The 19,136-nt window shown below is 66.1% G+C and carries 17 protein-coding genes; 5 read left to right on the top strand and 12 right to left on the bottom strand.

The genetic code is table 11. The annotated features are described in order from the left end of the window. Positions 1-3: 3 nt before the first annotated feature. From OIK44_RS10485 to hemE, 3 genes are all read right to left on the bottom strand, one after another. On the bottom strand, positions 4-684 hold the full coding sequence (locus OIK44_RS10485) for a response regulator (protein WP_273670690.1): 681 nt from the start codon (positions 682-684) through the stop codon (positions 4-6). Between the two features lie 14 nt (positions 685-698). Further along, the gene (locus OIK44_RS10480) at positions 699-2,312 is read right to left on the bottom strand and encodes a sensor histidine kinase (protein ID WP_273670689.1); all 1,614 of its coding nucleotides are present in this window, start codon (positions 2,310-2,312) and stop codon (positions 699-701) included. A gap of 833 nt (positions 2,313-3,145) precedes the next feature. Further along, positions 3,146-4,228 carry a uroporphyrinogen decarboxylase gene (hemE, locus tag OIK44_RS10475; RefSeq protein WP_273670688.1) on the bottom strand — a complete coding sequence of 361 codons (1,083 nt, stop codon included), beginning with the start codon at positions 4,226-4,228 and terminating at the stop codon, positions 3,146-3,148. Positions 4,229-4,519: 291 nt separating this feature from the next. Here hemE and OIK44_RS10470 point away from each other — a divergent pair, with 291 nt between their 5' ends. The 5 genes from OIK44_RS10470 to OIK44_RS10450 all read left to right on the top strand — a co-directional run bounded on the left by OIK44_RS10470 (position 4,520) and on the right by OIK44_RS10450 (position 13,939). Continuing rightward, on the top strand, positions 4,520-6,463 hold the full coding sequence (locus OIK44_RS10470) for a dipeptidyl-peptidase 5 (protein WP_273670687.1): 1,944 nt from the start codon (positions 4,520-4,522) through the stop codon (positions 6,461-6,463). Between the two features lie 48 nt (positions 6,464-6,511). Continuing rightward, entirely contained in the window at positions 6,512-10,681 is a 4,170-nt protein-coding gene (locus tag OIK44_RS10465; RefSeq protein ID WP_273670686.1) for a DEAD/DEAH box helicase, read from the top strand. Positions 10,682-10,712: 31 nt separating this feature from the next. Next, on the top strand, positions 10,713-11,222 hold the full coding sequence (locus tag OIK44_RS10460; protein WP_273670685.1) for a hypothetical protein: 510 nt from the start codon (positions 10,713-10,715) through the stop codon (positions 11,220-11,222). A gap of 121 nt (positions 11,223-11,343) precedes the next feature. Then, positions 11,344-13,227 (top strand): DUF885 domain-containing protein, encoded by a 1,884-nt coding sequence (locus tag OIK44_RS10455; protein ID WP_273670684.1) that lies wholly within the window; start codon positions 11,344-11,346, stop codon positions 13,225-13,227. Positions 13,228-13,396: 169 nt separating this feature from the next. Then, the gene (locus OIK44_RS10450) at positions 13,397-13,939 is read left to right on the top strand and encodes a hypothetical protein (protein ID WP_273670683.1); all 543 of its coding nucleotides are present in this window, start codon (positions 13,397-13,399) and stop codon (positions 13,937-13,939) included. 45 nt (positions 13,940-13,984) lie between these two features. Here the strand turns inward: OIK44_RS10450 and tatC are convergent, their stop codons facing one another. The 9 genes from tatC to hisH form a co-directional block, all read right to left on the bottom strand. After that, on the bottom strand, positions 13,985-14,740 hold the full coding sequence (gene tatC, locus OIK44_RS10445) for a twin-arginine translocase subunit TatC (RefSeq protein ID WP_273670682.1): 756 nt from the start codon (positions 14,738-14,740) through the stop codon (positions 13,985-13,987). After that, a complete protein-coding gene (tatB, locus tag OIK44_RS10440; protein ID WP_273670681.1) occupies positions 14,741-15,220 on the bottom strand; it encodes a Sec-independent protein translocase protein TatB in 480 nt (159 codons plus the stop codon). Between the two features lie 49 nt (positions 15,221-15,269). Beyond that, positions 15,270-15,500, bottom strand: coding sequence for a Sec-independent protein translocase subunit TatA (gene tatA / locus OIK44_RS10435; RefSeq protein ID WP_273670680.1), 231 nt, complete (start codon positions 15,498-15,500; stop codon positions 15,270-15,272). Positions 15,501-15,600: 100 nt separating this feature from the next. Beyond that, positions 15,601-15,972 (bottom strand): histidine triad nucleotide-binding protein, encoded by a 372-nt coding sequence (locus OIK44_RS10430; RefSeq protein ID WP_273670679.1) that lies wholly within the window; start codon positions 15,970-15,972, stop codon positions 15,601-15,603. A gap of 13 nt (positions 15,973-15,985) precedes the next feature. Beyond that, the gene (locus tag OIK44_RS10425; RefSeq protein WP_273670678.1) at positions 15,986-16,357 is read right to left on the bottom strand and encodes a phosphoribosyl-ATP diphosphatase; all 372 of its coding nucleotides are present in this window, start codon (positions 16,355-16,357) and stop codon (positions 15,986-15,988) included. Next, positions 16,354-16,794 (bottom strand): phosphoribosyl-AMP cyclohydrolase, encoded by a 441-nt coding sequence (gene hisI / locus OIK44_RS10420; protein WP_273670677.1) that lies wholly within the window; start codon positions 16,792-16,794, stop codon positions 16,354-16,356. The genes OIK44_RS10425 and hisI overlap by 4 nt, the downstream gene beginning before the upstream one ends. A 34-nt stretch (positions 16,795-16,828) precedes the next feature. Further along, positions 16,829-17,590: an imidazole glycerol phosphate synthase subunit HisF gene (gene hisF, locus OIK44_RS10415; RefSeq protein ID WP_273670676.1), complete on the bottom strand. Its 762-nt coding sequence runs from the start codon at positions 17,588-17,590 to the stop codon at positions 16,829-16,831. 58 nt (positions 17,591-17,648) lie between these two features. Then, a complete protein-coding gene (hisA, locus tag OIK44_RS10410; protein ID WP_273670675.1) occupies positions 17,649-18,419 on the bottom strand; it encodes a 1-(5-phosphoribosyl)-5-[(5-phosphoribosylamino)methylideneamino]imidazole-4-carboxamide isomerase in 771 nt (256 codons plus the stop codon). A 52-nt stretch (positions 18,420-18,471) separates the two neighbouring features. Continuing rightward, positions 18,472-19,110 carry an imidazole glycerol phosphate synthase subunit HisH gene (gene hisH / locus OIK44_RS10405; protein WP_273670674.1) on the bottom strand — a complete coding sequence of 213 codons (639 nt, stop codon included), beginning with the start codon at positions 19,108-19,110 and terminating at the stop codon, positions 18,472-18,474. Positions 19,111-19,136 lie beyond the last annotated feature (26 nt).

Genomic DNA, 19,136 nt, shown 5'->3' with positions numbered 1-19,136 from the left:
GGCTCAGGCGCCGTCGCCGAGGCCGTGGCGGGTGGCGTACACGTACAACTCCAGGCGGTTGCTCACGCCCAGCTTCTGGTAAATCGACGTCAGGTGGTTGCGCAGGGTGTTTTCGGCGATCAGCGCGCGCTGGGCGATGGCCTTGTTGAGCGCGCCGCTGCCCATGGCGATCATGCCGACGATCTTCCTCTCCTTGGCCGTCAGCGTGGCGATGCGCAGCGACTCCGGGTCGGCCGGCGGCGCCTTCGCGCACATCAGCTCGCCCAGCACCGTGCCCAGCACGGCCTGGTCCAGCCACAACTCGCCCTGATGCACCTTCTTGATCGCATGCAGCACCAGTTCGGCCGAGGCGTCCTTGCCCAGCACGCCGCGGGCGCCGCCGCGCACGGCCACGCCCAGCAAGTCCTGGTCGCGCGTGCCGCTGAGCACGACGATGCGCGACACGCCGTTCGCCAGCAGCGCCGGCAAGATGTCGATCGACGAGCGGCCGCCCAGGTCGAGGTCGAGCACGATGATGTCGGGCACCAGCATGTCGACCAGGGCCAGCGCCGTGTCGCCGTCGCCGGCCGTGCCGACCACGTTCATGCGCGGATACTCGCCGTCGATCAATTTTTCCAGACCCCACAACATGGTCTTGTGGTCGTCCACCAGCATCACACGGATGGCACGCTCGGATGTCGTCATGCTTGTCCTCACACTTAAACGGGTATCGCAATCTGCACGACGGTGCTGCCGTCGGTTTTTTGCGCAACATGGAGCCGGCCGCCCAGCGCGGCCGCGCGCCCGGCGATCGACGAGGGCAGGAACTGCCGCGCCGGCCGGGCGTCGGCCTCGTTCTCGATGACGATGCGGAACCAGCCGTCGGCGCAGCCGAGCTCGATGGAACCGCGGCGCGCGCCGGTATGCTTGCGGATATTGCTGACGCCCTCGGTGACGATCTGGAACACCTCGGCCGCCAGGCGGTCGCTGACGTCGAGGTCGGCGGCGGCGCGCAAGCCGATGTCGATGCCGTAAAACTCCTTGACCTGGGCGATTTGCCGGCGCAGCGCCACCAGCAACTCCGGCTCGTCGCGCACCAGGCCGCTGTTAAAGCTTTTCGCGAAATGGCGCATGTCGCCGATCACGGCCGTGGCCATGGCGATCAGCTTGTCGAGGTCGCCGACCAGGGGATTGCCGGCGGCGGCCGCCGCGTGGCGCAGCGCGCTGATGCCGTGGCGCAAGCCGATATACGGCTGGATCGTACTGTCGTGCAAGTCGCGGCCTATCTTCTGGCGCTCGCGGTAGGCGGCGTCGGAGGCCAGGCGGTCCAGCAACTCGATGTTTTCGATGACGGGGAAGGCTTGCGCCGCTATGTGCTTGAGGAACAGCGCGTCGGCCCGGTTGAAACCGCGCGGCGCCATCACATACACCCGGCCGTCGCCCTTGCGCAGGCGCAGCGGCACGCTGATGAAGGCGCGCGCCTCCATCAACTCGGCCAGCGCGGCGCCGGCGCCGTCGGCCAGCGGGCGCCAGCGGGCGCCGCCGCGCATCAGCACGCGCGACTCGCCGCTCCAGGCCAGCGCGGCCACGCGCCGGCGCGCATAGATGACGGTTTGCTCGGGTGAAAACGCCAGCAGCGGCGCGGCGGCGGCGGCGCTGATGCGGCCGGCGCTGATGGCGCGGCCGGCGTTGGCGGCCACGGCGCTGCGCAAGAGCCAACTGTCCGGCTCGTTGTCGCGCATGATCAGGATGCAACTGCTGGCGTGGAAAAAGCGCCGCGTCTTCTCCAGCACGGAGGCGATCGACTGGTCGACGCCGAAACGCGGATTGGCCATGCGGCTGACGTCGCGCAGCAGCGCCAGCCGGCGCTTCTGCTGCAGGCCGAGGCCGCCCCAATAGGCGATCATATAGCCGAGCGCCAGCAGGAAGGTGACGCACCACAGCAGATGCGACAGCGCCATCGCGGCGCCGGCCAGCACGACCACCAGGGCCAGCAGCGCGGCCGAGGCCAGCGTGATGCGGGCGCCCTCGCGGAAACCCCAGTGGAAGGAGGCGGCCAGGATGGCGAAGAAAAAGAACAGGAAGAAATAACTGTTTTGCGCGCCCGTGCAATACACGATGAGGCCGCACCAGGCCACGTCGAACCAGTAGATTTTTCGTTGGTGCAATAGCGAGTGCTGGACCTGGGCCAGCAGGAACAGCGTGACGCTGTTGAGGGCGTAGCCGAAAAAGACCAGCCAGGTGAAACCGGTGAGCTTGCCGATACCCTGGGGATTGATGAAGAGCGTCAACACCGCCGCCACCGCCAGCAGCAGGCGAATCCCGCTCACCATCGACGCCTCCGCGGTATTGCCAGCCAGCCGCGCGCACAATGCGCTCTCATCCTTCACCGAATCTCCAGACAATCTTCATGTTCAAAAATACATGTTTGCACTCAGAGCAATGCAGAAGTGTACGCACAGAATTTATGCTTGTCCACCGGTATATACCAGTGCCGGCGCACCATGCCGGTGCCGTCCGCGCCCGCGGCCGCCCTCTGTGGATAACTTTGTGGACAAAGCGAAATTAACAGAAAGAAAGCATCACATTCTCACACGGGCAAAACTGGAGATGGCGCAAATCGGCGAAATATATCCGCATAAAATCAAGCACTTAAAAATAGCCTCCCAGCGCAGAGAAAACTTCGCAAATCCTCTTGCTCTCTGTGCATAAGTGAGGTAATAGCGACCATTTTTGCACCGAAATGGCGCCCCGGCGGGGGAAAGCGGCGGCGCCGCCGGAAAGGCCGCGCGGACGCCCGCGCCGTCCAGCCGTCCCCGCGCGCCGCGCCGCCGCGCCGCTAAGTGGCGGTAAACACAGCACTTTTCATTTTTATCCACAGAAACTGTTGATAACTTTGTGGACAATGAACTGGCAAGCCGCTAGTCATGGGGAAAAACATTGCCGAGAATCAAAATAGCGGCATCGAGGCGGCAATTTAATCCCTTACAAATCAAGCACTTGGAGAATGCCCCGGGGCGGAGAAAACAGGCTGCCTCTTATTTCCGCAGCAAAAAAAATTGTGCATAAGTCGGTTTTTTCTTGACGCCGGCAAAAAGAAAAAGGGCAGGTTTCGCGGCGAAACCTGCCCTTTTCACGGGCGCCCGGCGGGCGCCGCCGCGCCGCCTCAGGCGGCGCGCATGGCCCGGCTCTGGCTATGCACGGCCTCGACCATCGCCGCCACCGATTCCGGCGGCGTGAACTGGGAAATGCCGTGGCCCAGATTGAACACATGGCCGCTGCCGGCGGCCGGCGCGCCGAAGGCCTGCAACACCTTGGCCACCTCGGCGCCGATCTGCTCCGGGCTGGCGAACAGGATGGCCGGGTCCAGATTCCCCTGCAAACCGACCTTATGGCCGACCAGTTCGCGCGCGCGGGCCAGATTCACGGTCCAATCCAGGCCGACGGCGTCGGCGCCGATATCGGCGATCTGCTCGACCCACTGGCCGCCGCCCTTGGTGAAGACAATGGCGGGCACCTTCGCGCCGTCCTTGTCGCGCTTCAGCTGGGCAACGACCTGCTGCATATAGCGCAGCGAAAACTCCTGGTAGGCGCCGTCGGCCAGCGCGCCGCCCCAGGAATCGAACACCATCACGGCCTGGGCGCCGGCGTCGATCTGCGCGTTCAAATACTGCGCCACGGCCGTCGCGTTCGTCGCCAAAATGTGGTGCATCAAATCGGGGCGGCCGTACAGCATCTTCTTAATGGTGTGAAACTCCTTCGAACCGCCGCCCTCGACCATATAACAGGCCAGCGTCCACGGGCTGCCGGAAAAGCCGATCAGCGGCACGCGGCCGTTCAACTCCGTGCGGATCTGCGTGACGGCCTTGAACACATAATCGAGCGAAGCGAGGTCGGGCGCGCGCAGCGCCAGCACCTCCTGCTCCGTGCGCAGCGGGCGCTCGAACTTCGGCCCCTCGCCGTCGACGAAATACAGGCCCAGGCCCATCGCATCGGGCACCGTCAAAATATCCGAAAACAGGATCGCCGCGTCGAGCGGGAAACGGTCGATCGGCTGCAGCGTCACCTCGGTGGCGAAATCGGGATTCTTCGCCAGGCCGAGGAAAGAACCGGCGCGCTCGCGCGTGGCGCGGTACTCCGGCAAATACCGCCCGGCCTGCCGCATCAACCACACAGGCGTGTAATCGGTGGGCTGGCGCAGCAGCGCGCGCAGGAAAGTATCATTCTGAAGCGGAGCGAATTGTGGCATGGAAGGCAATCAATAGCTTGGGGAAAGCGCTATTATCGCACCCAATGGCCGCAGATTCATCCCCCCGGAATACCTATACCCAACTTTGGGGTCAGGTCTAGACATGACGGTTTTCCCATTCCCAACTTTGGGGTCAGGTCTAGACATGGCGGTTTTCGCCGGCGGCGCCCCGGGGCCACAGGCCAGGCCCCGATGTGCAAGTTTGTCTGGATGATTTGCCACACTTTCATTATGATTAACGCCCGCCGTCCCGCGTTTCTTCACGGCTTTCCTCACCTTACCGGAGTCAGCATGACGTCAAGCCCTTCCCGCACGACCGCCCCCTTCGGCCTGTGGCCTTCGCCGATCAGCGCCGCGCTGGTGGCGGCCGGCGCCGCGCCGCTGTCGCAACTGGCGCTGGGCGGGGCCGACGGCGGCGATGTGTTCTGGCTGGCCGGCCGCGCCAGCGAGGCCGGCCGCAATACCCTGCTGCGCCGGCACTGCTCCAGCGTCGCCGAGCTGACGCCGGCGCCGCTGAATGTGCGCTCCCGCGTCCACGAATACGGCGGCGGCGCGTATGCGGTGGCCGGCGACACCGTGTATTTTTCGCATTTTGCCGACAACCGCGTCTACGTCAAGCGCGGCGACGCCGCGGCCGAGCCGCTGAGCCTGCCCGGCACCCAGCGCCACGCCGATTTCATCGTCGACGCGCGGCGCGGGCGCCTGATCGGCGTGCGCGAGCTGCACCCGGCCGAAGGCCACGCCCATCCCGTCAACACGCTGTGCGCCATCGCCGCCGACGGTACGGAGACGGTGCTGGCCGGGGGCCACGATTTCTTCGCCGCGCCGCGCCTGTCGCCGGACGGCCGCGCGCTGGCTTGGCTGAGCTGGGACCATCCGCGCATGCCGTGGCAGGGCACCGAGCTGTGGCTGGCCGAGGTCGGCGACGACGGCGCGCTGGCCACGCCGCGCCGGGTCGCCGGCGGCCCCGCCGAATCCGTCTGCCAGCCCGAGTGGTCGCCCGACGGTGTGCTGCATTTCGTTTCCGACAGCAGCGGCTGGTGGAATCTGTACCGCCTGCGCGGCGGCGCCGCCGAAGCCCTGTGCCCGATGCGCGCCGAGTTCGCCGGCCCGCACTGGACCTTCGGCGTGTCCATGTACGGCTTCCGCTCGGCCAGCGAGATCATCTGCACGTATATCGAGGACGGCGTCAGCCGCCTGGGCCGGCTGCGCGCCGGCAGCGCCAGGCTGGAGCCGATCGCCAACCCCTACCGGGAAATCCGCGAGCTGCGCGTCGGCCCCGGCTTTGTCGCGCTGCTGGGCGGCAGCCCCACCATCGCGCTGGAACTGGCGCGCATCGACTTCGCCAACGGCGAGCTGGAGGTGCTGGCCCGCTCGCTGGCCGAGCCGCCGCCCGACGCCGCCCTGTCCGTGCCCGAGAGCCTCAACTACCCGAGCGGCGGCGGACGCCGCGCCCACGCCTTCTACTATCCGCCGCACAGCGCCGACTACGCCGGCCCGGCCGGCGCCAAGCCGCCGGTGATCGTCATCAGCCACGGCGGCCCGACCGGCATGGCGACCAGCACGCTGAAGCTGGCCACGCAATTCTGGACCAGCCGCGGCTTCGGCGTACTCGACGTCAACTACGGCGGCAGCAGCGGTTTCGGCCGCGCCTACCGCGACGCGCTGCAGGGCCAGTGGGGCATCGTCGACGTCGACGACTGCGTGGCCGGCGCCCGCCACCTGGTCGAGCGCGGCCTGGCCGACCCTGAGCGCCTGCTGATACGCGGCGGCAGCGCCGGCGGCCTGACGACGCTGTGCGCGCTGACCTTCCACGATCTGTTCAAGGCCGGCGCCAGTTACTACGGCGTGTCCGACCTGAAGGGGCTGGATCTGGACTCGCACAAGTTCGAATCGCATTACAATGCCTACCTGATCGCGCCGCAGCCGCAGGCCGAGGCCCTGTATCTGGCGCGCTCGCCGATCCACCACACCGACCGCCTGTCGCGGCCGATGATTTTCTTCCAGGGCCTGGACGACAAGGTGGTGCCGCCGCCGCAGTCGGCGCGGATGGCGGCGGCGCTGAAGGCGCGCGGCGTGCCGGTCGCCTATGTCGAGATCGAGGGCGAGGGCCACGGTTTCCGCCAGGCGGAAAACATCGTCCGCACGCTGCAGGCGGAGCTGTATTTCTACCTGCGCGTGTTCGGCCTGTGCGCGCCCGACGCCGCGGCGGTGCGCATCGACAATTTGAACTGAACCACAGGCCGGCGCCGCCGCGGCGCCGCCGAGACAGATGGAAACTGCATGACAGACCCGCAATTGCTTGCCGAATTTGACGCGCTCGACGAACACGAAAAAATGATCATGGCCCTGCTGGCCATCGTCGGCGAGCCCCTCGGCAAGCACGCGGTGTACGAGCATTTGCAGCGCGCCCACATCAACGAGGCGGACGGCAGCCACTTCCGCCTGGCCACCGTGCTGGAGGCCCTGCAAAGGCTGGTGCGGCTGGCGATGGCCAGCGAGGCGGTCGGGCGCGGCTTCAGCATCGGCTCGAAACTGCGCTGGCCGGCGATGCGCGCCGCCATCGACGCCTGCCGCTTCAACGACCTGTGCGAGGCCATCGAAGCCATCAGCCCGGTGCGGCGCAACTGGGACGGCTTCGTCGAACTGCGCAGCTACCGCCAGGGCGTCGCGCGCCTGCGCATCGCGCTGCTGCGCGGCCAGGCGCCGCAACAGGTGCTGCCCATCCTGAGCGCCTGCGCGGCCTGCTACGAGGCGGCCCAGTTGCCCCCCCTGATCGAAGTCTGCGCCCGCCCGTTCGAGCCGGAGCTGCTGGCGCGCATCCACCCGCAACTGCAGGACGACATCCTCGCCGTCTTGCTGGGCAACACCCAGCGCGAGCCGGACATGGCGCCCACGCTGCAGCAATACTGCCTCGAGCACGTGCAGCGCCGCCTCGCGGCCCGCGCCGACGTCGCCGGCACGCTCGTCATGGCGCTGGCCGAACACGCCATCGTCAGCGGCCGGCTGGAACAGGCCGACGCGCTGCTGGCATCGGCCCAGGGCGGCCTGGCGCACTGCTTCCGCAGCGCCGCCGCGCAATTGCGCGGCGACCGGGACGGCGCCATCGCCGGCTACGACGAGGCGCTGAAGCTGCTGCGCCGCGAGACGGGCAAGCGCAAGCTGTGCTTCGCCGGCATCAGCGGCCATTTGTACGTGCTGGCCCTGCTGCGCAGCGACGACCCGAAGCTGCTGCGCGCCGCCGAAACCTACCTCGACCAGGCGCTGCGGGCCCAGCACAACCCCGACAGTATCGTCTACCAGCAACTGAGCATGCTGCGGCAAATCCGCGCCGGCACCCTGCAAGCCGACGTGATCCCCTCGCGCAACTGGGAGACGGGCTTGCAGGCGCAGATGTTCCAGGCCCTGCTGTACTACTGGCTGGCGCTGCCGCAACTGGCCGAGCGCAAGCCGCAGTTGCAGGAACTGGTGCGCCAGGCCGGCGCCGCCGGCTTTTACTTCATCGCGGCCCAGGCCGCCGGCCTGCTGGGCCAGATGGGCGACGCGGCGGCGGAAGACTACGCCGTCTCGCTGCGCAAGCAATACGGCTTCGTCGACCTGGCGCCGTGGTTCGAGCGCCAGGAAGCGTGGCAGCGCCAGCTGACGGCGCTGATCAACCTGCAGCAGGGGGCCGCCCCCGCCGTCGCCGACGGCAAGAATTCGCGGCTGGTCTGGCTGGTCGGCCACGATGCCCGCTACGGCATCACCGAGCTGGAGCCGCGCGAGCAGAAGCGCGACGCCCGCGGCGCCTGGAGCAAGGGCCGGGCAATGGGCATGAAGCGCTTGTTCGAGGAAGCCGCCACGATCGACTTCCTGACGCCGCAGGACGTGCGCGCGGCCGCCTCCGTGGCGCCGTTCCAGCAATACTACTCGTCGTCGCCGCGCTATGAAATCGAGCGCGACGCGGCGGCCGTCGCGCTGATCGGCCACCCGCTGCTGTTCTGGCTGGACGCGCCCGAGACGCGCGTCGAATTGCTGGCCGGCGAGCCGGAACTGCTGATCAAGGCCAACGGCGGCCAGTTGTGGATGACGCTGCAGCCGGCGCTTCCCGGCCACGGCAGCAACGTCGTCGTCGCCAAGGAAACCCCGACGCGGCTGCGCGTCATCCAGATCCTCGACGAGCACCGGCGCATCGGCGCCATCGTCGGCGCCGGCCTGGCCGTGCCGCTGCACGCGGAAAAGCAGGTGCTGCAGGCGATCGGCGCGATTTCCTCGCTGGTCACCGTGCAATCGGACATCGGCGGCGCCGCCCACGCCGAGCAGATCGACGCCGACGCCCGCCTGCACGTGCATTTGCTGCCCTACCAGCAAGGCTTGAAGATGCAGATCCTGGTGCGCCCCCTGAGCGGGGGCGGCGCCTACTACGCGCCCGGCAGCGGCGCCGAAAGCGTCTTCGCCGACGTCGCCGGCAAGCCGGTGCAGGCGCGCCGCGACTTGAACGGCGAGCGCGAGGCACAGCGCCAGCTGGTCGGCAAATGCCTGGCGCTGGAGGCGGCCGGGGAGGAGCACGGCGAATGGCTGCTGGGCCAGCCGGCCACCTGCCTGCAATTGCTGGTCGAGCTGCAAGAGCTGGACCCCGACAGCATCGTGCTGGCCTGGCCCGAGGGCGAATCCTTCCGCGTCAGCAAGCGCATCGACAGCCAGCAATTCCGCCTGGCCATCAAGAGCGAGCGCGACTGGTTCGCCGCCAGCGGCGAGCTGCAGGTCGACGAGGACCAGGTGCTGGACCTGCGCGCGCTGCTGGAACTGATGCGAAACAATCAGGGCCGCTTCATCGCGCTGGGCGACAACCAGTTCCTCGCCCTCAGCGACGAGCTGCACCGGCGCCTCGCCGAGCTGGCCGCCTACGGCCAGGAACACGGCGACGGCGTGCGCGTGCACCCGCTGGCCTCGTTCGCGCTGGAGGAGCTGGCCAGCGACGCCGGCGGCGTCAAGTCCGACAAGCGCTGGAAAGAGCACATGGCGCGGCTGCGCGCCCAGAGCGACTTCGTGCCGCAACTGCCGAGCACCCTGCAAGCCGAGCTGCGCGACTACCAGCTGGCCGGCTTCGAGTGGCTGGCGCGGCTGGCCCACTGGGGCGTCGGCGCCTGCCTGGCCGACGACATGGGCCTGGGCAAGACGCTGCAGGCGCTGGCGCTGATCCTGGCGCGCGCGCCGCACGGCCCGACGCTGGTGATCGCGCCCACCTCGGTGTGCATGAACTGGCTCAGCGAGGCGGCCCGCTTCGCCCCGACCCTGAACCTGAAACTGTTCGGCGCCGGCGACCGCAAAGAGACGCTGGCCGGCGCGCAAGCCTTCGACCTCGTCGTCGCCAGCTACGGCCTGCTGCAGCAGGAGGCGCAGCTGTTCGCCGACGTCCAATGGCACACCGTCGTGCTCGACGAGGCGCAGGCCATCAAAAACGGCGCCACCAAGCGCTCGCAGGCCGTGATGGCGCTGCAGGCCGACTTCCGCATGGTGGCCACCGGCACGCCGCTGGAAAACCACCTGGGCGAGCTGTGGAACCTGTTCCGCTTCATCAACCCCGGCCTGCTCGGCACCCTCGACCAGTTCAACCTGCGCTTCGCCGGCCCCATCGAGCGGGCCCAGGACAAGCGCGCCGAGGCCGGCGCGCGGCTGCGCCTGCGCCGCCTGATCCAGCCCTTCATCCTGCGCCGCACCAAGGCGCAGGTGCTGGCCGAGCTGCCGCCGCGCACGGAAATCGTCATGCAGGTCGAGCTGTCGCCGCAGGAAACGGCGCTGTACGAGTCGCTGCGCCGCGCCGCGCTGGAAAAGCTGGCGATGGTCGAGGGGCCGGCGGCGAAGAAGGCGATCCAGATCCTCGCCGAGATCATGAAACTGCGGCGCGCCTGCTGCAACCCGCATCTGGTGGCGCCGGAGCTGGGCCTGGCCAGCAGCAAGCTGGCGGCCTTTGCCGAACTGCTCTCGGGCCTGCTGGAAAACCGCCACAAGGTGCTCGTCTTCAGCCAGTTCGTCGACCACCTGAGCCTGATCCGCCGCCACCTCGACGCGCACGGCGTGCGCTACCAGTACCTGGACGGCGCCACCCCCATGCAGGAGCGCAAGGTGCGCGTCGACGCCTTCCAGGCCGGCGACGGCGAGGTCTTCCTGATCAGCCTGAAGGCGGGCGGCATGGGCATCAACCTGACGGCCGCCGACTATGTGATCCACATGGACCCGTGGTGGAACCCGGCCGTCGAAGACCAGGCCTCGGACCGGGCCCACCGCATGGGCCAGCTGCGCCCGGTGACCATCTACCGCCTCGTGGCCCGCCACACGATAGAGGAAAGCATCGTCGCACTGCACCAGCACAAGCGCGACCTGGCCGACAGCCTGCTCGAGGGCAGCGACGCGGCGGCGCGCATGTCGGCCGCCGACATGCTGGGCATGCTGCAGGAAGGCTTGCAACCGTGATTAACACAGCGGCGCGGCGATCCATGCCATCATGAGCGCTGCGCACAACTGGAAAAACGCCATGGAAGAAGACAACGCCACCGCCATCAGCCCATCCGCCACGCCGCTGTGCGGCAAGGCCTGGACCGCCTACGCCGGCACGGCCGCCGCCGCGCTGCTGCTGGCCGGCCTGCTGCCGCTGGCGTTCCAGTTCCACCCGCTGGCGGCCGGCGTGCTGGCGCTGGCGGCGCTGCCGCTGGCCTACCGCGTGCTGCTGATCCGCAGCTACCGCCTGTACTACGACGACGTCGGCGTCTGGCTCAGCTCCGGCATCCTGCCGTGGAGCAGGGGCGTGGCCGGCGTCAAATGGCGCGACATGGACGAGGCGACGTTCGAGCCGGGCTTCCTCAGCTGGATGTGCCGGTCCTACACGATACGCATCGGCCACCGCTTCACGAAAGCCAGCGAAATCACGCTCACCAGCATGGCGCGCGGCAAGGACGTCGCCATCGCCGTCAACGCCCGCCAGCAGGAACTGATACGCAAGGGCACCGTCAGCTAGCGTAACAGCCGCGCCGGCGCGGCCGATTGATGATAATCTTGCGGCCTCGTCAAGGGGCGCTGCGATCGGACAGGCCACCTCGTCGTCCCGTTATTGCAACTTATTCAAGAGACTAGTCACGATGATGAAAACAAAAATTGCTCTGGGCGCCCTGTTGATGGCGTTCGCGCTGGCCCCGGCCGGCGCCGCCAAGAAAACCCAGAAACACGGCAAGGCGGCCAGCACGGCCAAGGCCGGCAAGACCGCGAAGAAAAAAGGCGCCGCGGCGCCCAAGGCCGCGCAAGGGCCGGCCGTGGCGGCCGCCGCCGCGCCGGCGGCCAAGCCGGCCGTGTCCGAGCGGCGCCAGGACAAGGCCATGGACACGCTCAGCGGCCAGTTCCTGACGGCGCTGTGGCGCATCGACCCGGAAAGCGCTATCGCCGCCGGCAAATACGACAACGCTGCCACGCTGAGCATCCCCGACCAGGCCGGCCGCGCCAAACAACTGGCCTTCATCGACGACTGGCTGGCCCGCTTCGGCAAGATCGACGCGCGCCAATTGTCCGACAAGCAGCGCACCGACCTGGCCCTGCTCAGCAACAAGCTGAACGCCGACCGCTGGTATCTGACCACCTTCCGCGAATTCGAATGGAACCCGGCCAACTACAACATCGCCGGTTCGCTCGACTTCATCCTCAACACGGAATACGCGGCCCAGCCGCAGCGCCTGCGCACCCTGCTCAAGCGCATCGCCGGCGTGCCGCAATACTACGCGGCGGCGCGCGAGAGCATCGCCACGCCGACCCGCGAGCACACCCAACTGGCGGTGGCGCAAAGCGCTGGCGTGCTGACCGTGCTGGGCGACCTCGACCGCGCGGCCCAGGCGTCCATCCTGACCCCGGCCGAGAAGCAGCTCTACACCCAGCGCATCGCCGCCGCCCGCACGGCCGTGAACGGCTACGCGGCCTGGTTGGGCGAGCTGGACAAGTCGATGGAGCAGGGCGGCGCCCGGCCTTTCCGCATCGGCAAGGAACTGTACGAGCAGAAATTCGGCTATGACATCCAGTCCGGCAGCAGCGCCGAGCAGACCTACCAGAAGGCCCTGTCGGCCCGCGAGCAACTGCTGCAGAACATGGACAAGCTGTCCGACGAGCTGTGGGCCAAGACCATGGGCGAGGCCGCCAAGCCGTCCGACCGCAACCAGAAGATCGGCATGGTGATCGACAAGCTGTCGAGCAAGCACGTGGCGCGCGCCGACTTCTTCCCGGAAATCCGCCGCCAGATTCCGCTGCTGCAAGACTGGGTCAGCAGCCACAACCTGCTGACGATGGACCCGAAAAAACCGCTGGTCGTGCGCGAGACGCCGCTGTACCAGCGCGGCGTCGCCGGCGCCAGCATCGAGGCGCCCGGCCCCTACCGTCCGCAGGACCGCACCTACTACAACGTGACGCCGCTCGACAGCGAAACGGCGGAACAGGCGGAAAGCAATCTGCGCGAATACAACCACTGGATTTTGCAGATCCTGAACATCCACGAAGCGATTCCCGGCCACTACACGCAACTGGTCTACGCCAACAAATCGCCGTCCATCGTCAAGTCCATCTTCGGCAACGGCGCGATGATCGAGGGCTGGGCCGTGTACGGCGAGCGGATGATGCTGGAATCGGGCTATGGCGACAACGCGCCGGAAATGTGGCTGATGTATTCCAAGTGGAATTTGCGCAGCGTCACCAACACCATCCTCGACTATAGCGTCCACGTGCTCGGCATGAAGAAGGAGGAGGCCATCGACCTGCTGACGAAACAGGCCTTCCAGACGCCGCGCGAGGCGTCGGAAAAATGGCGGCGCGTGCAGCTGACCTCGGTGCAACTGACCAGCTACTTCAGCGGCTACAGCGAAATCATGGAATTGCGCGAACAGCGCAAGCAGGCGCTGGGCAGTAAATTCGTGCTGAAGGACTTCCACGAGCAATTCCTCAGCTACGGCAGCGCGCCCGTGCGCGTCATCAAAGAGCTGATGCAATAACAGGCGGCGCCGGGCGCCACCGCCGCGCCCGGCGCTTGTTTACCTCCGCTTGTCGCACCTCAACCGGGGCCGTCGGCCGTCTTGTAGCATGCTTGTGTGGCGGCGTTTTGCGCGCGGGACAAGCTGGAATTCCCCGGTTTGTCTGCTAAGCTGATGGCAGGGAGCGGAGATGAAAATGCCTATCCAATTCGACACCCTCGACTACGCGAAGAAACTGGAAAACGCCGGGGTGCCCACGGCGCAGGCCGAGGCGCACGCGTCGGCGCTCGGCGAAGTCCTCGGCAAATCCATTGTCGTGCACGGCGAGCTGCAGGCGGTCGAAAATAGAGTTTTTGCCAAGCTTGATGCGCTTGCAATAAACATCGACGCCAGGTTCGAGGCGCTTGAGCAGAAATGGGATATCAAATTTAAGGCGCTGGAACAAAAATTCGACAGTAAATTCAGCGCGCTGGAACAGAAATTCGATAGCAAGTTCATTGCACTGGAACAAAAATTCGACGGCAAGTTCATTGCGCTTGAACAAAAATTCGACAGCAAGTTCAATATGCTGGAGGCAAAGTTCAATATGCTGGAGACAAAGTTCGAGATGCTGGAGACAAAGTTCAATGCGCTTGAACAAAAAATCAACAGCAAGTTCCAGCTCATTCAGTGGATGATGGGCACGCTCATCGTCCTATCCATAGGCACATTTGTCAAACTGATCCAGACTTGAGGTGCGCACGCCGCCAGCCCCGGCCGCCGCTTTGCGCCACCCGTCTCAGGACAACTCTTCGGGCGCCTGCGTGACCTTGACGAAGACGGGCGCCACCAGCAGCCCCAGCTCGAACAACAGGCACATCGGGATGGCCAGCGAGAACTGGCTGACCACGTCCGGCGGCGTGACGATGGCGGCGATGACGAAGGCGCCGACGATGACGTAGGGGCGCACTTCCTTGAGCTTGTTGACGCTGACCAGCCCCATGCGCACCAGGATGACGACGACGACGGGCACCTCGAACGTGGCGCCGAAGGCCAGGCACATCGACATGACGAAGTCGAGGTAGTTCTCGATGTCCGGCGTGACGGCAATCGAGGTCGGCGAAAATTCGCTGATGAAGCTGAAGACGCGGCCAAAGACGAAGAAATAGCAGAACGCCACGCCCGCCATGAACAGCAGCGACGAGGAAATCACCAGCGGCGCGATCAGGCGCTTTTCATGCGTGTACAGGCCGGGCGCGATGAAGGCCCACAACTGGTACAGCACCCACGGCAGCGACAGGATGAAGGCGACCACCAGCGTCACCTTCATCGGCACGAGGAAGGGCGAGATGACGCCGGTGGCGATCATTTTCGAGCCGGCCGGCAGCGCCGCGATCATCGGCTGGGCGATGAAGTCGTAGATGTGCGACGGCCCCGGCCAGAACATCAGCGCCGCGCACACCAGCGCGATGCCGATCGAGGCCTTGACCAAACGGTCGCGCAATTCGATCAGGTGGGATACAAAGGTTTCTTCAACCGGGGTTTTGCTTGTCATTTAGTAAAACGATCCCTGGGATTTGCCGCCGGGGCGGAATTTCGCGACCCGCGCCGCGCCGGACAGCACGTGCATCTTGCCGCCGTTGCGCTGTTTGTACCAGGCTGGAATGGCCGAGCTGCGCACCAGCTTCTTGCGGCGGAACTCGCGCGCCTTGCGCGCCAGGTCGTCCGTCGTCGCCAGCGGCAGCGGCACGTCGTCGCGCCAGGCATTGTCGACGTCGGCGAGGTTTTGCGCGATGCTGTTTTCGACGTCGTCCTTGAACGTGTGGGCGGCGTCCTGCACTTCCTTCTGCAGGTTCTTCAGCTCGTCGAGTTCAATCTCGCGGCTGACCTCGGCCTTGACGCTGTTCAGGTAACGCTGGGCGCGGCCGTACAGCGAGCCGGCCATGCGCGCCACCTTCGGCAGCTTTTCCGGACCGATGACGACCAGCGCGACGACGCCGATGATGGCGAGTTTAGAGAGACCGAGATCGATCATAGCTTAGGCAAGTCTGAACCGGCCGGGGCGGACCGCCCCGGCCAGCGCATCAGAGCTTGCTTTTCTCTTTCGCGTCGATGTCGATCGCGCTCTTCTCGCCGCCAAGCTGGGACTGCGCGACGCTTTGCGCCGGCTTCTCTTCCTCGCCGCGCACGCCATCCTTGAAGCCCTTGACGGCCTTGCCGATGTCGCCGCCGATGTTACCGATTTTCTTCGTGCCGAACACCAGCATCACCACCACCAGCACAATCAGCCAATGCCAAATACTCAATGAACCCATAATCTTCTCCTTGACGGGCGGATAGCGCCCGAAATCGTTTCAAACAGCACGGCACAGAGTATACGCGATGCGCGCATGTCATGTGCCCGTCATACTCGTCCTAACGCTGGCCGCGCCAGGGGCGCGGACCGCCATATAGATGCAGGTGCAAATGGTACACCTCTTGGCCGCCGTCGGGACCGCTATTAATGAGGGTCTTGTATCCCCCATTCGGCGTACCGTCGGCCCCGTAGGACACGGCGCAGCCGAATTCGGCCGCCAGTTTCGGCACCAGGCCCAGCATCTTGCCCAGCAGCGGCGCGTCGCCGGCGCCGCAGTCGGACAGGGTCGCCACGTGGCGCTTCGGGATCACCAGCAGGTGCACCGGCGCGGCCGGGTTGATGTCCTTGAAGGCCAGCAGCTCGTCATCCTCGTAGACCACGCTGGCGGGAATTTGTTTCGCGGCGATTTTACAGAAAATGCAATTTTCCACAGTGGCTCCAGATTCAGTGTCGATTCGATTCGTCGGCGTCGCGCAGCACATCCTTGCGCGCCGCTTTTTCTTCAATGCCCGAGATGCCCTCGCGCCGCGCCAGCTCGTCGAGCACCTGCTGCGGCGTCAGGTCGAACTGGGCCAGCATCACCAGCGAGTGGAACCACAGGTCGGCGCACTCGTAGAGCACCTTGGCGCTGTCCTTGTCGCGGCGCGCGTCCTTCGCCGCCATCACGGTTTCGGTGGCTTCCTCGCCGATTTTCTTCAGGATCGCGTCGTCGCCCTTGGCGAACAGCCGCGCCACATACGAGGTTTCCGGGTCGCCGCCGTTGGCCAGCTTGCGCGACTCGATGATCTGGGCCAGGCGGTTCAAGGTGTCGCTCATTTTGTTTTTGCCGTTTCAGGGTAAATCGTTGCGGGGTCTTGCAGCACGGGGTCGGCGACCTGCCACTCGCCGGTTTTCTCGTCGCCGTCGAATTTCTGGAAGAAGCAGGAATGGCGCCCCGTGTGGCAGGCGATGCCGCCGCTCTGCTCGATGGTCAGCAGCACCACGTCCTCGTCGCAGTCGAGGCGGATTTCCAGCACCTTCTGGGTGTGGCCCGATTCCTCGCCCTTGTGCCACAGCTTCTTGCGCGAGCGGCTCCAGTAGACGGCCTCGCCCAGTTCGACCGTGCGCGCCAGCGCGTCGCGGTTCATCCAGGCGAACATCAGCACGTCCTTGCTGCCGGCCTCCTGGGCGATCACCGGCACCAGGCCGTGCTCGTCCCATTTCACCTTCTTGAGCCATTTGGCATTGCTTGCGCTTGTCGTTCCGTTTTGCATTCTCAATCCTCGTCAAACTGGGCCGCTGCCGGCCCTATGCCAGGCGCATCGGAATGCCCTGCTGCGCCATGAAGCGCTTGGCTTCCTGCACCGTGTGCTGGCCATAGTGGAAGATGCTGGCCGCCAGCACCGCGTCCGCCTTGCCGATCTTGATGCCGTCGGCCAGGTCTTGCAAGCCGCCCACGCCGCCCGAGGCGATGACGGGAATGCCGACGGCGTCCGAGACGCCGCGCGTCAGGCCCAGGTCGAAGCCGACCTTGGTGCCGTCGCGGTCCATGCTGGTGAGCAGGATTTCTCCGGCGCCCATGCGCTCCATCTTCTGCGCCCACTCAATGGCGTCCAGGCCGGTGGCCTTGCGGCCGCCGTGGGTGAACACCTCCCACTTGCCCGGCGCCACCTGCTTGGCGTCGATCGCCACGACGATGCATTGCGAGCCGTGCTTCTGCGAGGCCTCGAACACCAGTTGCGGATTGTTCACCGCCGAGGTGTTGATGCTGACCTTGTCGGCGCCGGCGTTGAGCAGGCGGCGCACGTCCGCGACGACGCGCACGCCGCCGCCCACCGTCAGCGGAATGAACACTTGCGCGGCGACGGCCTCGATGATGTCGAAAATCAGGCCGCGGTTGTCGCTCGACGCCGTGATGTCGAGGAAGGTGATCTCGTCGGCGCCCTGCTCGTCGTAGCGGCGCGCGATCTCGACCGGGTCGCCGGCGTCGCGCAGCTCGGTGAAGTTGACGCCTTTGACGACGCGGCCGTCGGTCACGTCCAGGCAGGGGATAATTCGTTTAGCAAGCATGATAGAACCAATATAAGGCCGGGGCGCGCGGCCCCGGATAAGCCGGCGGGCGGCCCGTTTAAGCGGCGTCGCTCAGTTCGTCGGCGCGCAGTTGCGCCGCGTTCAGGTCGATCGTGCCCTCGTAGATCGAGCGGCCGCAGATGACGCCCTCGATGCCCTCGCCCTGCACGGCGCACAGGGCCTCGACGTCGCCCAGGTTGTGCAGGCCGCCGGAGGCGATGACGGGGATCTTCACGGCCTGCGCCAGCTTGACGGTGGCCTCGATGTTGATGCCGCCCATCATGCCGTCGCGGCCGATGTCCGTGTAGATGATGGATTCGACGCCATAGGCCTCGAATTTCTTGGCCAGGTCGATCACCTCGTGGCCCGACATCTTGCTCCAGCCGTCGGTGGCCACCTTGCCGTCCTTGGCGTCGAGGCCGACGATGATGTGGCCGGGGAAGGCGCTGCAGGCGTCGTGCAGGAAGCCGGGGCTTTTGACGGCGGCCGTGCCGATGATGATGTAGCTGATGCCGGCGTCGAGGTAGCGCTCGATCGTGTCGAGGTCGCGGATGCCGCCGCCCAGTTGCACGGGGATTTCATCGAGGTCGTTTTCCAGCGCGAAGTCCTGCACCGCCTTCAGGATGGCCTTCACGGCGCCCTCGTTTTTCGGCTTGCCGGCGAACGCGCCGTTCAGGTCGACCAGATGCAAACGCCGCGCGCCCTGTTGCAGCCAATGACGCGCCATGTCGGCGGGATCTTCGGAGAACACGGTGGCGAGTTCCATATCGCCCTGTTTCAGGCGTACGCAGTGACCGTCTTTCAGGTCGATGGCGGGAATGAGCAGCATGGTCGGATGTAATGTATGAGTGAATGGGTGGAGAAGTCAGCAAATGGCGGCATTAAGGCTGCCAATGAACGAAGTTCTTATACAGTTGCAAGCCCGCGGCGGCGCTTTTTTCAGGGTGGAACTGGGTCGCGAAGATATTGTCGCGCGCCACGGCGCAGCTGAACGGCGCGCCGTACACGGTCTGGCCGACCGTGTGCGCGGCCACTTCCGGCCGGGCGAAATAACTGTGCACAAAGTAAAAATACGCGTCGTCGGGGACGCCGGACCACAAAGCATGGGACGCCGTTTGCCGCACTTGGTTCCAGCCCATCTGCGGCACCTTGAAGCGCGAGCCGTCCTCCTGCACCTGGCCGTCGAGCTGGAAGCGCACCACCTTGCCCGGCAACAGACCGAGGCCGGCCGCCTCGCCTTCCTCGCTGCCGTCGAACAGCATCTGCTCGCCGATGCACACGCCCATCAGCGGCTTGCTGGCGGCGGCGCGCAGCAGCGCTTCGAGCACGCCCGATTCGCGCAGGCTGCGCATGCAGTCGGGCATCGCGCCCTGGCCGGGCAGCACGATGCGGTCGGCGCTGTCGATATCGGCGACGGCGCCGGAAATGCGCACGTCCGCCTCCGGCGCGACGGCGCGCAGCGCCTGCGCCACCGAGCGCAGGTTGCCCATGCCGTAGTCAAGCACAACAATTTTATTCATAGTAGCAATCAAATCTGAAATCAATC

The sequence above is a fragment of the Janthinobacterium fluminis genome (assembly GCF_028595325.1).
GTDB classification, from domain to species: domain Bacteria; phylum Pseudomonadota; class Gammaproteobacteria; order Burkholderiales; family Burkholderiaceae_D; genus Janthinobacterium; species Janthinobacterium fluminis.
This window is presented reverse-complemented; position numbering and strand designations above follow the sequence as displayed.

Bases quoted from the DNA above. Each gene is read 5' to 3' on its own strand.
- OIK44_RS10485 (WP_273670690.1), bottom strand. From the start codon at position 684: ATGACGACATCCGAGCGTGCCATCCGTGTGATGCTGGTGGACGACCAC.
- OIK44_RS10480 (WP_273670689.1), bottom strand. From the start codon at position 2,312: ATGGTGAGCGGGATTCGCCTGCTGCTGGCGGTGGCGGCGGTGTTGACG.
- hemE (WP_273670688.1), bottom strand. From the start codon at position 4,228: ATGCCACAATTCGCTCCGCTTCAGAATGATACTTTCCTGCGCGCGCTG.
- OIK44_RS10470 (WP_273670687.1), top strand. From the start codon at position 4,520: ATGACGTCAAGCCCTTCCCGCACGACCGCCCCCTTCGGCCTGTGGCCT.
- OIK44_RS10465 (WP_273670686.1), top strand. From the start codon at position 6,512: ATGACAGACCCGCAATTGCTTGCCGAATTTGACGCGCTCGACGAACAC.
- OIK44_RS10460 (WP_273670685.1), top strand. From the start codon at position 10,713: ATGAGCGCTGCGCACAACTGGAAAAACGCCATGGAAGAAGACAACGCC.
- OIK44_RS10455 (WP_273670684.1), top strand. From the start codon at position 11,344: ATGATGAAAACAAAAATTGCTCTGGGCGCCCTGTTGATGGCGTTCGCG.
- OIK44_RS10450 (WP_273670683.1), top strand. From the start codon at position 13,397: ATGAAAATGCCTATCCAATTCGACACCCTCGACTACGCGAAGAAACTG.
- tatC (WP_273670682.1), bottom strand. From the start codon at position 14,740: ATGACAAGCAAAACCCCGGTTGAAGAAACCTTTGTATCCCACCTGATC.
- tatB (WP_273670681.1), bottom strand. From the start codon at position 15,220: ATGATCGATCTCGGTCTCTCTAAACTCGCCATCATCGGCGTCGTCGCG.
- tatA (WP_273670680.1), bottom strand. From the start codon at position 15,500: ATGGGTTCATTGAGTATTTGGCATTGGCTGATTGTGCTGGTGGTGGTG.
- OIK44_RS10425 (WP_273670678.1), bottom strand. From the start codon at position 16,357: ATGAGCGACACCTTGAACCGCCTGGCCCAGATCATCGAGTCGCGCAAG.
- hisI (WP_273670677.1), bottom strand. From the start codon at position 16,794: ATGCAAAACGGAACGACAAGCGCAAGCAATGCCAAATGGCTCAAGAAG.
- hisF (WP_273670676.1), bottom strand. From the start codon at position 17,590: ATGCTTGCTAAACGAATTATCCCCTGCCTGGACGTGACCGACGGCCGC.
- hisA (WP_273670675.1), bottom strand. From the start codon at position 18,419: ATGCTGCTCATTCCCGCCATCGACCTGAAAGACGGTCACTGCGTACGC.
- hisH (WP_273670674.1), bottom strand. From the start codon at position 19,110: ATGAATAAAATTGTTGTGCTTGACTACGGCATGGGCAACCTGCGCTCG.